This window comes from Sulfuricaulis sp., from assembly GCF_040901545.1.
Taxonomy (GTDB): Bacteria; Pseudomonadota; Gammaproteobacteria; order Acidiferrobacterales; family Sulfurifustaceae; genus Sulfuricaulis.
The window spans coordinates 34,614-48,048 of the sequence record NZ_JBBDYL010000059.1 but is presented as its reverse complement, the minus strand read 5'-3'; the positions used below and the strand labels follow the sequence as shown (position 1 = coordinate 48,048).

General features: G+C 57.8%; 12 protein-coding genes and 2 pseudogenes. 5 read left to right on the top strand and 9 right to left on the bottom strand.

Features of this window, described 5'->3' with window-relative positions; all coding sequences use genetic code 11:
- Positions 1-113: 113 nt before the first annotated feature.
- The 4 genes and pseudogenes from WD823_RS12655 to WD823_RS12640 all read left to right on the top strand — a co-directional run bounded on the left by WD823_RS12655 (position 114) and on the right by WD823_RS12640 (position 4,960).
- Complete coding sequence (locus tag WD823_RS12655; protein ID WP_368429859.1) at positions 114-2,000, top strand: potassium transporter Kup; 1,887 nt, start codon at positions 114-116, stop codon at positions 1,998-2,000.
- Positions 2,001-2,151: 151 nt separating this feature from the next.
- Positions 2,152-3,231 carry an AAA family ATPase gene (locus WD823_RS12650; protein ID WP_368429858.1) on the top strand — a complete coding sequence of 360 codons (1,080 nt, stop codon included), beginning with the start codon at positions 2,152-2,154 and terminating at the stop codon, positions 3,229-3,231.
- Positions 3,232-3,291: 60 nt separating this feature from the next.
- Positions 3,292-3,732, top strand: a pseudogene (locus WD823_RS12645) (GxxExxY protein).
- Between the two features lie 4 nt (positions 3,733-3,736).
- Positions 3,737-4,960 carry a VWA-like domain-containing protein gene (locus tag WD823_RS12640; RefSeq protein ID WP_368429857.1) on the top strand — a complete coding sequence of 408 codons (1,224 nt, stop codon included), beginning with the start codon at positions 3,737-3,739 and terminating at the stop codon, positions 4,958-4,960.
- A gap of 27 nt (positions 4,961-4,987) precedes the next feature.
- Here WD823_RS12640 and WD823_RS12635 read toward each other — a convergent pair whose 3' ends face one another.
- The 3 genes from WD823_RS12635 to WD823_RS12625 form a co-directional block, all read right to left on the bottom strand.
- Complete coding sequence (locus tag WD823_RS12635) at positions 4,988-5,635, bottom strand: lytic transglycosylase domain-containing protein (protein ID WP_368429856.1); 648 nt, start codon at positions 5,633-5,635, stop codon at positions 4,988-4,990.
- Between the two features lie 217 nt (positions 5,636-5,852).
- Positions 5,853-6,212: a cupin domain-containing protein gene (locus WD823_RS12630; protein ID WP_368429855.1), complete on the bottom strand. Its 360-nt coding sequence runs from the start codon at positions 6,210-6,212 to the stop codon at positions 5,853-5,855.
- 87 nt (positions 6,213-6,299) lie between these two features.
- Positions 6,300-6,806 carry a DUF2059 domain-containing protein gene (locus WD823_RS12625; protein ID WP_368429854.1) on the bottom strand — a complete coding sequence of 169 codons (507 nt, stop codon included), beginning with the start codon at positions 6,804-6,806 and terminating at the stop codon, positions 6,300-6,302.
- 225 nt (positions 6,807-7,031) lie between these two features.
- Here WD823_RS12625 and WD823_RS12620 point away from each other — a divergent pair.
- Positions 7,032-8,068: pseudogene (locus WD823_RS12620) on the top strand (NADP(H)-dependent aldo-keto reductase).
- Between the two features lie 68 nt (positions 8,069-8,136).
- Here the strand turns inward: WD823_RS12620 and WD823_RS12615 are convergent.
- The 6 genes from WD823_RS12615 to WD823_RS12590 all read right to left on the bottom strand — a co-directional run bounded on the left by WD823_RS12615 (position 8,137) and on the right by WD823_RS12590 (position 13,261).
- The gene (locus WD823_RS12615; protein ID WP_368429853.1) at positions 8,137-8,544 is read right to left on the bottom strand and encodes a DCC1-like thiol-disulfide oxidoreductase family protein; all 408 of its coding nucleotides are present in this window, start codon (positions 8,542-8,544) and stop codon (positions 8,137-8,139) included.
- A 10-nt stretch (positions 8,545-8,554) separates the two neighbouring features.
- A complete protein-coding gene (locus WD823_RS12610; protein WP_368429852.1) occupies positions 8,555-8,953 on the bottom strand; it encodes a VOC family protein in 399 nt (132 codons plus the stop codon).
- A 69-nt stretch (positions 8,954-9,022) separates the two neighbouring features.
- A complete protein-coding gene (locus WD823_RS12605; protein ID WP_368429851.1) occupies positions 9,023-9,310 on the bottom strand; it encodes an encapsulin-associated ferritin-like protein in 288 nt (95 codons plus the stop codon).
- Between the two features lie 48 nt (positions 9,311-9,358).
- Positions 9,359-10,249 carry an EamA family transporter gene (locus tag WD823_RS12600; RefSeq protein WP_368429850.1) on the bottom strand — a complete coding sequence of 297 codons (891 nt, stop codon included), beginning with the start codon at positions 10,247-10,249 and terminating at the stop codon, positions 9,359-9,361.
- 179 nt (positions 10,250-10,428) lie between these two features.
- Positions 10,429-11,496, bottom strand: coding sequence for a hypothetical protein (locus tag WD823_RS12595; RefSeq protein ID WP_368429879.1), 1,068 nt, complete (start codon positions 11,494-11,496; stop codon positions 10,429-10,431).
- A gap of 655 nt (positions 11,497-12,151) precedes the next feature.
- Positions 12,152-13,261: an S-(hydroxymethyl)glutathione dehydrogenase/class III alcohol dehydrogenase gene (locus WD823_RS12590; protein ID WP_368429849.1), complete on the bottom strand. Its 1,110-nt coding sequence runs from the start codon at positions 13,259-13,261 to the stop codon at positions 12,152-12,154.
- Positions 13,262-13,435: the final 174 nt, after the last annotated feature.

Here is a 13,435-nt window from a genome sequence, read left to right as displayed (position 1 = left end):
ACGATATGCACCCGCGGGATCGCCGTGCCGTGCCTGCAATGATTTGATCGGCTTGCAATCCTGTAACACGAGAGTAACATGCGCGCGCATTCGTGCTTTCCGGGAATAACAAATTGGATAACGACGTCCCCGCACAAAATTCCTCGACTGCCGCGCTCACCCTGCTGGCCCTCGGCGTCGTCTTCGGCGACATCGGCACCAGCCCGCTCTATGCCGTCAAGGAGACCTTCAGTCCCGAACACGGAATCCCCCTCAATGTGGCGAACGTCCTCGGCGGGCTCTCGACGATCTTCTGGGCGCTGATGATCGTGGTCTCGCTCAAGTACGTGACGCTCATCCTGCGCGCGGACAACAATGGCGAGGGCGGCATCATGGCGCTGCTGGCGCTGGCTTCCTCGGCCGTAAGGAACCCGTCACGCTTGCACGCGATTATCCTGCTCCTTGGGGTGATCGGCGCGGCGCTGTTCTACGGCGATGCCGTGCTGACGCCGGCGATCTCGGTGCTGTCCGCCGTCGAAGGACTCGAGGTCGGCACCGCGACGTTCAAGCCTTATGTGATTCCGATCGCGGTCATCGTGCTGGTGACGTTGTTCGCTTTCCAGCGCCATGGCACCGCGGTGGTCGGCGCCCTGTTCGGGCCGATCTGCGCCTTGTGGTTTCTCTCTCTCGGCGCCGTGGGCGTGTACAACATCGCCCGGAACCCGGCAGTGTTGTGGGCGCTGAACCCCGCGCACGCGCTTGGCTTCGTCACTGGCCACAGCTTCGCCTCGTTCGTGGTGCTGGGCGCGGTGCTGCTCGCGTTCACCGGCGCGGAGGCGCTCTACGCCGACATGGGACACTTCGGCAAGCGCGCGATCCGTCTCGCCTGGTTCGGCCTGGTGCTGCCGGCGCTGGTGCTGAATTACTTCGGCCAGGGGGCGCTGTTGATCGCCAACCCTGGAGCGATTGCAAACCCGTTCTACCATGCTTACCCCGCCTGGGCGCTGTACCCGATGGTCGCGCTCGCCACCGCCGCCACCGTGATCGCCTCGCAGGCGGTCATCTCGGGCGCCTATTCGGTCACTAAGCAGGCGGTCCAGCTCGGCTTCCTGCCGCGCATGAACATCCAGCACACCTCGGTGAGGCAGATCGGGCAGGTCTACATTCCGAGCGTGAACTGGATCCTGCTCGCCGCGGTGATCGCCGCGGTGATCGGCTTCGGCTCCTCCTCCAACCTCGCCTCGGCGTACGGCGTGGCGGTGGTGGGCACGATGCTGATCGACACCATCCTTACTTTCTTCGTGATCCGTTACGGCTGGGGTTTTCCCGTGATCGTGGCGGCCGTCAGCACCGGTTTCTTCGTCATCGTGGACGTGGCGTTCTTTTCCGCCAGCCTGCTGAAGGTTTTCGACGGCGGCTGGTTCCCGGCGATAGTCGGGTCGGCGATCTTCGTGCTCATGGTCACCTGGCGGCGCGGGCGCGAGATCCTGCTTTCGCGCCTGCGGCAATCCTCGGTGCCGCTGGAGGCGTTCCTGGATTCCCTGATGCGCAACCCGCCGGCGCGGGTGGCCGGCACGGCGGTATTCATGACCTCGACGCCGGGCAGCGTCCCGCACTCGCTGCTGCACAATCTGGCGCACAACAAGGTGCTGCACGAGCGCGTGGTCTTCCTGACGGTCATCATCAAGGACGTCCCATGGATGCCGCTTAAGGAGCGCGTGCACATCGTGAACCTGGGGAACAACTGCTTTCAGATCACCGTTCACTTCGGCTTCAAGGACAAGCCGGACATCATGCAGGCGCTCGAACTGTGCCGCGAGCAGGACATGGAATTCCAGCCGCTCCAGACCTCGTTCTTCCTGAGTCGCGAGACCGTGATCCCGAGCATCCGCTACGAAGGCATGGCGCTGTGGCGCGAGCGCCTGTTCGCCACCCTGGCGCGCAACGCTGGCAGCCCCGTGGAGTACTTCAACCTCCCCGCCAACCGCGTCATCGAGGTCGGCACGCAGATCGAGATCTGACGCCGGCACACGGCGGCGGAAACGGTTTCCGGAAAATCCACGCGCCCTATCCGGAATATTCCCGTCTGGCGCGCATTTGCATGGACGCTCGGCGGCGGTGAATTTATACTTGGCGAATTCGTCATTCATCCGCCCATCTACCGGAGATTGCATGCGCCCAGCCTTGATCCTCGCCGTACTCGAACGTGAATTCCTGAGCGCCCGCGAGGGTTACCACACGCCGGTCATGTTGTGGGGCCCGCCCGGAGTGGGCAAGTCGCAAATGGTGGCGCAAGTGGCCAGGAAATATGACGTTCCGGTAATCGACATCCGTCTGTCGCAAATGGAACCAACCGATTTGCGTGGCATCCCGTTCCGCGTGGGTGATGTCGTGGAATGGGCGGTCCCGGCGATGTTGCCGAATACCGAGCGCCACGGTGCCGAGGGTATTTTGTTTTTCGACGAAATCACCTCCGCGGCGCCAACCGTTTCCGCGGCCGCGTATCAACTCATCCTCGATCGCCGTCTCGGCGCCTATGAAGTTCCGAAAGGCTGGGCGGTCTTCGCCGCCGGCAACCGTCAAGGTGACCGCGGTGTCACGTACAGCATGCCCGCCCCGCTGGCCAACCGCTTTTCCCATTTCGCGGTCGAGACGCACCTCGATGACTGGGTTGCCTGGGCGTATGCCAACCGGATCGACGAGCGCGTCATCGCCTTTCTTCGTTTTCGTCCGGAGCTGCTGTTCGATTTCGATCCGGCACACAACCCCGTGGCGTTTCCATCGCCACGTTCGTGGGAATTCGCGCATCGCGCGCTGGCCAAATTCGGCGACCGACCGGAATTGCTGCTGGGAGCGATTGAGGCCTGCGTGGGGCCCGCGGGAGGGGTGGAGCTGAAGGCCTTCATCGACAATATTGAAAATCTTCCGGACATCGAAGCGATTATCAACGGCACGTCGGCGACCGTTCCGGCAGAAACCGATTTGCAGTACGCCGTGGCCACCGCGCTGGTCGGGCGCGCCGTCCGCGCCAAGGGCACTGCCGACGAAGCCAAGGTGTTCGGCAATATTCTGGATTACGCCGGCCGTCTCCCAAGCCGTGAGATGGGCGTCATGCTGGTCTCTGACATGCAACGCGCCGTCGGCGAAAAATTATTTTCGCTGCCGCAATTCGCACAATGGGCCAAGAAGATCGCCAGCGTGATGATTTTCGATATGTGGCAGAAATCTCCGGCCGCCGCTAAAGCGAAATAATAGATTTGACAGGATTAACAGGATTTTTCAGGATTTACAGGATTAAATTGGTAATTGGGGATGAGAAAAGAGATGCTGGAGGACAAGGATATTACCGAGAAAATCATAGCTTGCGCTTTCAGGGTCCACCAGCAGCTTGGCGCCGGATTTGTAGAGAAAGTTTATGAAAATGCAATGATCATTGAACTACAGAAACTGGAACTTGATGTTAAACAGCAATTTCCCATAACAGTTCACTATGAAGGAAAGCACGTCGGAGAGTATTTCGCTGACATTCTTGTCGAGAACAGAGTTATCTGCGAATTGAAAGCTGCTTAGCATTTAGTGTCAGAACATGAAATGCAGTTGGTTAACTATCTGGCAGCTACAGGACGTAACACAGGTTTGCTTTTAAATTTTGGTAATAGTGTTACCGTAAAACGTAAATTCCGCGAATATCGCAAGCCACATGAGTCAAAAACTCCAGAAATAAATCCTGTTAATCCTGAAAAATCCTGTTAATCCTGTGAATTCCAACGCCCCCAAAAGCGACGCCGTCGAAGACAAGCTGGTTGCCGCGCGGACCTGGCTCATCATCGACAAACCCTTTCTCGGCGCTCTGGTGTTGCGCCTGCCGCTCGTTGAGGCCGATCCCGGTTGGTGTCCCACCACCGCGACCGACGCGCGATCCATCTTTTACAATCCCGGTTACATCCGCGCGCTGACATTCGAACAAACCAAATTCGTCCTGGCGCATGAGGCGCTGCACTGCGCGCTGTCACACTTCTCGCGTCGTGAGCATCGCCACCAACATCGTTGGGACCTTGCCTGCGATTTCGCCGTTAACCCCCTGCTGACGGCTGACGGTCTTACGCCCCCTCCGGGCGCCCTGTTTCGGGAAGCGTACCGGGACATGAGCGCCGAGGAAATTTACCCCTACATTCGGGAAAACGATTCGGGTAGAACGCTGGACCGGCATATTTTTGATCAAGACGGCCTACCCTCCGGCACCAACGGTCACGGGGGGATGAGTAAAGCGGCGATGGGCGATTCGGGAGATCGCGATGCTTCCGGTGAAAGCCAAGGCGGCGCTTTGCCACCCACTCCGCTTTCCGCTCCGGAACGTGAATTGCTCGAGAAACAGTGGAAACAGCGGTTGGCGGCGGCCGCCCACCATGCGAGAAAGATGGGAAAGCTCAGCCGTTCCATTGCGCGCAAGGTGGATCAGCTCCTGCAACCGCAATTGCCGTGGCGCCTGCTGCTGGCGCACTACATGACACAGACAACGCACGACGATTACAGCTTCGCCCATCCATCGCGCCGCGAAGGCTCGGCCATTCTGCCAGGCTTGCACAGCCGTAACGTTGATCTTGTCGTCGCGCTCGATACCAGCGGCTCGATATCGGACGAGGAAATGCGGGAGTTTCTGAGCGAAATAAACGCCATCAAAGGTCAGGTCGGTGCCCGTATCGTCTTGCTTGCCTGCGACGAGCGTCTGGCCGAGGACGGTCCCTGGACATTTGAACCGTGGGATGAGGTCGGATTGCCGAAGCAATTCCAGGGAGGTGGCGGCACGAAATTCACCCCGGTCTTTGAATGGGCGGACGAACAGGACCGCCCGCCCAATTTGCTGCTTTATTTCACCGATGCCAAGGGTGAGTTTCCCGAACACGAACCGTCCTATCCGGTGTTGTGGCTGGTGAAAGGAAAAGGGCAGGTTCCCTGGGGTCAGCGGATCCAATTAAACTAGCGCGACTGAACGCGGAATAAAGGTTGATCAGCTTCCTGAGGAGCGATTGCCGACCTTGCTATACCGGTATTTCGATGCGTACTGGCGCTTGAACTGCAATACTTTCTTTACGTAATTCCGGGTCTCTTCATAAGGCGGGATGCCGCGATACTGTTTTACCGCGTTTTCGCCGGCATTGTAGGCGGCGATAACGTCGGTATATTTATTGTCGAACACCTCGGACAGATATTTAAGGTGTTTGACTCCGGCGCGGATGTTCTCCCCCGGATTATAAATGTCCCGCACGCCGTAACGGCTGGCGGTTTCCGGCATCATTTGCATCAAGCCGCGCGCGCCTTTGTGTGACACCGCATAAGGATTGAAGGAAGATTCCGCCTGCATGATCGCCTTGACGAGCGCAAATTCCACGCCGTGTTCTTCTGAATAACGGCGAATCAGCCGGTCATAAGTGGAGGGTGATTCGCGAAATACCGGGCTGTTCTTCTGCGCGGCCAGTCTGCCGATACCATGGAAATCTTCGCTGGTGTGCACCACCCGGTAATTTTTATTGTTGATCGGATAATTGGTCACCAGTCGTGATCCGTCCGGCAGCTCATAAATATACACCGCCGCCTCGGCCGCCCCACCGAAGCCAATCAGGGCCAATAACCCCAACCCCGTTAGACTCTTGGCCACCCCTGTCATACCGCTCATCCGCATTGTTCAGAATTTTCCGAATCGAATTGCAGATAGATTGAGCACAACCCGTGCCAATAACGGGAATGGAGCAGGAATGTCTAAATTCCCGCCCTTATTGAATTTTTTGCGGCGTGCAGCTCCCGGGTGTCCGACGGAAGGCGGAATTCGGCAGGATTTGCCGCCGTACGACGTAGAGAAACAGGGGCCGGTCTATTTAGAGGAGTTCGGTATCGTCGTGGGAATACGGCGGGGAGCAGCTGCACAGAATTCGCAACTCGGTCTTGCCGGTATTGTCCACCCGGTGCGGGGTCCCCGGCGGGATGCAGATGGTATCACCCTTGTGGACGATGAATACCTCGTCACCACATACCATCCGGCCCTCGCCGGAAGTGACATGATAGATTTCCTCGCTGCGATGATGCTGGTGCAGCCGAGTGCCCTTCCCCAGCGTGACGATCGCCTCGGCAAAGCTCTGGTTTGCATTGCCATGCGCCGCGGGATGCATCAGCTCGCGGATGACGGAACCGTCCTTGGAAATAAACGACTTGATATCGGCGTAGCGGGTTTTGGTCATTCAATGAACCCTCATCAGGTTGAATGCGCCCGGCCGCTCCGCAGGAGCCTAAGCTTGTATATCGACAAAAAACTTATTTATCGGTTGTTATATATCGATTCCTTTATCCCTGATACGCGCCCGCACGCGTCGATCGATAATCGGGCCCAGGCTTTCTCCCCAGCGCTGGCCGATCGCAAATCCTTCCTGGCTCATTACCGGCCCCAGCGAACTCGCTTTTCTCCCCAGCGGCGACTGGTAAAATGCCAACAGCCCTTTGATATCGGCATGCGTATAGTACCTATGATAAAGCACAATCATCAGGTCGATAAAACCTCCCTTGGCGACCATGGCTTCGGATATGGTTTTATTGACTTCATCATGAATGATGTCGAACGTTTCCGGCGGGACATCCGGGCGGGCCTGTTTAAGGGCCCGAGACATCTGGTTCACCACCGCCTCCGACATGTTCTTGGCGATTTTCAACGATCCGGTGACTTCCAGCAATTTCTTTATGTCCGCTTTTTTAGCGGGTAAAAGATTTTCCGCGGCGGAGACATTTACCGTGAGCAGCGCCGCAATGCCGACCACCAATATTAAATATGCCTTTTTCATCGCAATTGACCTTGTGTAATCGCTGGGAAAATTATAGACGAATACGCGCATGCCCACCTAAACGGGTTGAAAAGTACAGTCTGCGCTTTATTTTCCAATGTGGATTGCGTAATCCATCCCCGACAAAACACTGGACTGGTGTGACACTTGGCGTTAAGTTTGTTTACCGCAACGAGAAACGCTGGCGCGGGTACGCGATGAGTACAGCAGGAACGATAAATCAACATGAAACATAATCAATTGGGCGATTCAGACTTGCGGGTGTCGGAGATTTGCCTCGGCACCATGACCTGGGGGAACAAAACTCGGAAGCGGAGGCGCACGAACAGCTCGATTATGCCATCGCGCATGGCATCAACTTCATCGACACCGCCGAGATGTACCCGGTGCCGCCGTGCGCCGAGACGGCATGCCGGGCCGAGCAGTACATCGGCACCTGGTTGAAACACCAGCCGCGCGCCAAGCTCATCGTGGCGAGCAAGATCGCGGGGCCCGGCCGGCGCGACTGGCTGCGCGGCGGTCACACAGCCATCTCGCGCGAGAACATCATCGAGGCGCTGCACGGCAGTTTGGCGCGCCTGCAAACCGATTACCTCGACCTCTATCAAATCCACTGGCCGGACCGCAACGTGCAGAGTTTCGGTGCAACCCGGTTCGATCCGGGAAGGGAGACCGAGACCGTGCCCATTCTGGAGCAGATCGAAACCATGGCCGAGCTCATGAAGGCCGGAAAGATTCGCTACTACGGGCTGTCCAACGAAACATCCTGGGGGGTGTGCCGGTTCAGCTGGCTGGCGCGCCAGCACGAACTCCCGCGACCGGTTTCAATCCAGAATATCTACAACCTCGCGAGCCGGCAATTTGATCTGGATCTCGCCGAGGCGACCTATCGCGAAAACATTCCGCTGCTCGCCTACAGTCCGCTCGCCGGCGGGGTGTTGACCGGAAAATATCTGAACGGCGCGAAACCGGCCAACGCGCGCATGGTCAAGTTCGCCGAATTTCAGCCGCGCAACCGCCGTCCGACCGTGGCGCACGCGACGGCGGACTACGTGGCGCTGGCGAAGCAGCACGGGATCGGACCGGACCAAATGGCGCTGGCCTTCGTGCGTCAGCGGTGGTTCGTCAAATCAACCATCATCGGTGCCACCACGATGGAGCAACTCAAACGCAATATCGATAGCATCAAAATTACGCTGGATAAAAAAACTCTGGATGGCATCAAGGCCATCCACGCGCGGTATTCCACGCCGGCACCATAAGCTCAATCACGTCACGGTTTCAGCGCGTGGGAATCTTTCCAAATTAGAGACAATCAATATTTGAGAAATCAGAACCAGACGTTATTTTCCAGCCTGAGATTGTTTATCTTTGACCTGCCCAGCAGCTTCAACAAGAGATTTCGGAAAAACCGCAGGATGGGATAAAAAAAGTGAGCGAGTTTCCTAGATTTGAACATCCAGTAGTTGAAACGATTAAAGATTCCCGAACGGCTGCTGATCAGCGCCAAGGCATGAATGGCGTCTGATCCGTAATACAGTTCATCGCCCATTTTCAACACCATGCCTTGATCGATGTCCCATCCCCGGGAGGTGATTTCATCCATCAGCGGGCTCGATTCGCGTGCGTCAATGAGCTTGAACTCACCGAGCGTTTCCCGGATCTGCACCAGCTGGCAATAGTTATCGCACACCGGACATTGCTTGTCATACACCAGCAGGATTGCTTCCCGGGTCATTTTTCCGAATTCAGGTGTGTGGAAATTGCGGGTTCCACGCGACTTCCCAGAGAAACCCGTCGGGATCGGCGAAGTATCCCGTATACCCGCCCCAATCCGCGCGTTGGCCCGGCTTCACGATACGACCGCCCATGGCCGCGACTTCCTTCAGCAGCGCATCCACCTCCGCCGCCGTGCGGACATTGTGCGCCAGCGAGAAACCGGGAAACCCCGAGCCCGCCGCGGGAACCCCGGCGTCCGCCGCCAGCAGCTCGCGTGGATACAGTGCGAGCCAGGTCTTGCCGAGCTCGAAGAAAGCAACTTCCGGCGGCGTGGATATTCTGGGGAGTTTCAGTACTTCCGCGTAGAACCGTGTCGCGCGCTTAAGATCGGAGACTCCGAGGGTTACAAAGCTGAGACGCGGTTCCATGGGATTAATCAAAACCCTCTGCTGTTCTCACAATGACATTATTTTCTACAAGAGAATAATAAGGATAATCTATTTATGAGCGTTCGATTTCTCAGTGAACAAATAATCCTTCAGTTCTTTCGAGAAAACCGGATCTTTCCTGCGTATCCATTCCAGAACCATGGATGCATGTTCTTTTTCCTCATCACGATTATGTTCGAGTATTGCCTGCAACGCTGGATCCTTGCATGCACCGGCCCGCTGGTTGTACCAATCGATTGCTTCTAGTTCTTCCATTAACGAGACAATGGCACGATGCATATCGCAGACTTCAGCGGTGAGTTCAGATATGGGTTCATGGTAACCGACACTTGACATGGCACTTTCTCCTTAATGGCAGAATAAGATTCTTACCAAGAGAGCATTCTAGTGCTTCGCCATGCCGAGCGCGATGATGGCGCCGACAACCACGAACGCGCCGGCGATCTGGGTCGGGGCAAGGGTCTGTCCGAGGATCGCCCAGCCGAGAAAGACCAGCGCCACCGGTTCGAAATTGAGCACGGCTACATCGCTCGTCGCACGCATGTGCGGCAGGACCACGAAGAAGACAGTGATAGCCGAGCCGTAAAAGAGGGTAAGCAGCGAGAGGCCGAGCCATCCGGTGCCGTCGTGCGGCAGTGCGAACGCGCCGGTTGCGGTGGCGCCGGCAAGGGCTATCACGCTGCAACTTGCCATCGTCAGCAAACTGCGCACCCGGCCATCGACGCCGTGCAGCCAGCGCGCGTTGAGGAACAGCACCGAACCGAAAACCAGCGATGCCCCGGTTGCGAACGCGACTCCCACGCCGATCTCGGCCCAACGATCTGTGAGCGCTTCGCCGGTGTGCGCGATGTCCAGGGCGAGCGCGAGGCCAAACAGCGCAACGACCATGGCGACGAGTGCGCTCGGCAAGGGGCGCTCGACGCCAGCGGCCCAGCTGATAAACGTGTACACCATCGGATAGATATTGAAGGTGAGCAGCGCGAGCGCGACCGGAAGCCGCGCGACCGCGGCGTAGAGGCAATAGCTCTGCAGCGCGATCAGCGCGCCGATCACGAGCGCGCGCCGCGTCGTCAACGGGGGCAGCCGGATCGGCGTGCGCAGGATAAAGAGCAACGCGAGCAAGGCCAACGCGGTGCCGCCCGAGCGGAACACCACGCCCGTGACGACGCTGGTGCCGTGATCGAAGGCAACGCGCGCCGCGACGTGGTTCAAGGCGAAGACGGTCGCGATGACGAGCAGGATCGCGATCCCCAGCCAGCGTGGATAAGATCTCAAATTGAACTCGTGATGTGCCGGTGGACCATGGCGCGGGTGGGATCAGAAATGGCGAGCGTTACAATACCGGGTCGAGGCGCCATATGATTAAATCATTTCAACGCGATTTCGCCTCATAATTTATTTGAGCAGATAACGCGGTGATAAATAAAATTTGAAAAATATTGCAATTAGGATTGCTACCGCGCAGAAGCTGCCTCTCCGGGTCGTTTTCTGCTTCGATTGGCCTCCAGCCAGCTGTCGACCAACTTGACCGTGCGGTTGACGGTGGCGGACTGCATGCCCTTTTGCGCCGCTATGGTCTGCACCAGACGGTCAACCCGCTCGATGTAAGGTGCGCCGTTAGCCAGCGCACGCGCCGCCGAGGACGGGCTCGCAAGCGAGAGCGCCGCGTTGGCGTATTTTTCGAACGGCACCATGTCTTTCTCGTCTGCGCCCAGGGACAGGCACAACTTCGCAACCCAGTTGTAAACCGACCGCGATGCTTCGATATCGGAATGCACGGCTTCCTTGATCGGTATCATCCTGTCTTTTTGCACGCAGCGATAGTTGCCCGCGAGCAGCATGCTCCATTTTGCCAGCGGCACAAAGAGTGAATCGTGCACCTTGAGCTTGACGGGCAATTCTATTTTGCCGTCGCCAGCATCAAAGCGGACAGCTTCAATATCCGACTCCAGTTGGCGCAGGATGGCAGTGTGTGCCGCCGCATCAAAGCGGGCCGACTTGAAATTGGTGGGCAACCTGACCTGCAAGACATTGACTTTTTCTTCCGGCGGACGAAACGCCTGCGGATCCGGGCTGCACAACGTCATCACCTTGGGATCGAAACTGTCCCATACGGCAGGATTGGTGTAACAGCCTCGGCACGCCTTGGCATCGATACCCGGAATGCGCGCCAGGTAAGGCAACGGCGGCATGTTCATGATCGACATGCAGGGAACTTTGGATTTGGCCACCGCGTCCAGCAGTTCGCGCACGCCGGGTGAGCCATACTGCGGCTCCTGCATCGCCAGTACGATCAAATCAAAATCGGCTGGTTTGAAGGCCGTGGTGCCGCCGGCGGACAACTGTCCGGGCAGTTTTTTCGAGTTGATTTCAACCAGCCCGTCGCGGCCCTTGACCGGCAGACGGACGATGGCGCCTTCTTTGTTGATCAACTCCGCCTCAGCAGGGAGGCATACCAGCTTCACCGTATGCCCCGCGAGCGCGAGTTTGATTCCCAAGAGCGAGCCGTAAGAGGCGCCCATGCTCAGAATTTTATAAGTAGTACGCACAAGAAACTCCTCGAGGACTCTAATCAGAAATATAGCAGTGCTAGGATGCAATTGTAGTCGCTTCACGAGAAATCATATAGTTCGGCAGCATTTTTCCCGCCCCTATTTTTCGCATCGTGCGAAAAAATAGGAGACTGAACCAGTCAATCTTTGCGTTTAACGGCTTCGCTTCTGCCGCGTGACCGTTGGTGGCGGACGCGCGGCTGGAAGCGATGGTTGGGCAACCCGTCAACCCGGGGTGTTGCTTTCGCCTGGTGAAATGGGGGCAAGAACTGGATTCTTGGGTCGCGATCCCGAGCCAGCGTGAGTCACTTCTCAAATTGTGCTCGCGAAGTTATCCAGTAATTTATTATTCTCGTTACCTTCGGTTGGACTCTTTGATGAGCGACACGAGGCAATAGATAAAGAGGCATACAAACAGCACCATCAGGGCCAAAGCGCTATACGTCCAAAGACCGGCCTTATCGGGCGGCCAACGCTCCGGCGCAACAGCGCTCAGCCGTGCGTAGAGCACAATACTGAGACCGGTAAAACCGGTAGCGGGTAGTGAACCCAGTAAACCGACCCACAAAAATATTATTTTTAGCTTAGTCATCTAGATGTAAGCGGTTCGTAGGAAGCCGTCGTCTCAATAAGTCACGACCGAGCGGATCGACTCGCCCTTGTGCATGAGATCGAAGGCGTCGTTGATGCGCTCCAGCGGCATCACGTGCGTGATCAGATCGTCGATGTTGATCTTCTTCTCCATGTACCAGTCGACGATCTTCGGCACGTCAGTGCGCCCGCGCGTGCCGCCGAACGCGGTTCCTTTCCATACCCGTCCAGTGACGAGCTGGAACGGGCGCGTTTTGATCTCCTGGCCGGCGCCGGCGACGCCGATGATCACCGAGACCCCCCAGCCGCGATGGCAGCATTCGAGGGCCTGGCGCATGAGCTCGACGTTGCCGACGCACTCGAAGCTGTAGTCCGCGCCGCCGTCGGTGAGGGCCACGAGGTGCGGCACGAGATCGCCGCCGGTTTCCTTGGGGTTCACGAAGTGCGTCATGCCGAACTTCTCGGCGAGCGGCTTGCGCCGTGGATTGATATCGACACCGACGATCTTGTCGGCGCCCGCCATCCGGGCGCCCTGGATCACGTTCAGTCCGATGCCGCCGAGGCCGAACACGACGACGTTCGCTCCCGGTTCGACCTTGGCGGTGTTGATCACGGCGCCGATGCCGGTGGTCACGCCGCAGCCGATGTAGCACACCTTGTCGAAGGGCGCGTCCTCGCGGATTTTGGCGACCGCGATCTCCGGCAGCACCGTGTAATTCGAGAATGTCGAGCAGCCCATGTAGTGATAGAGCGGCTTGCCGCCCACGGAGAAGCGGCTCGTGCCATCCGGCATCACACCCTTGCCCTGGGTGGCGCGGATCGCGGTGCACAGATTGGTCTTGCGCGACAGGCACGATTTGCATTGGCGGCACTCCGGCGTGTAGAGCGGAATGACGTGATCGCCCTGCTTTACCGTCGTGACACCGGGCCCCACGTCCACGACGATACCCGCCCCTTCGTGGCCGAGGATCGCGGGAAAGAGCCCCTCGGGGTCGGCGCCGGAGCGGGTGAATTCGTCGGTGTGGCAGATTCCCGTCGCCTTCAACTCCACGAGCACCTCACCGGCCTTGGGTCCATCGAGATCGACGGTCATGATCTCGAGCGGCTTGCCTGCAGCGACGGCGACCGCGGCTTTGGTCTTCATGGTTTTCGATCCCTGTCTCTTTGGCGCGTCGTCCAGTCGCGGCGGGCGCGGCGTGGTTAAACGTTGCTGAGAAGCAATTCTAAAGCATTAATTGGCTCAGACCCATTATTCTATTCTGCGTGGATTGCCGAGGAAGTTGCAACAATTCATTATCAAACCGTAATGCGCGCTGGA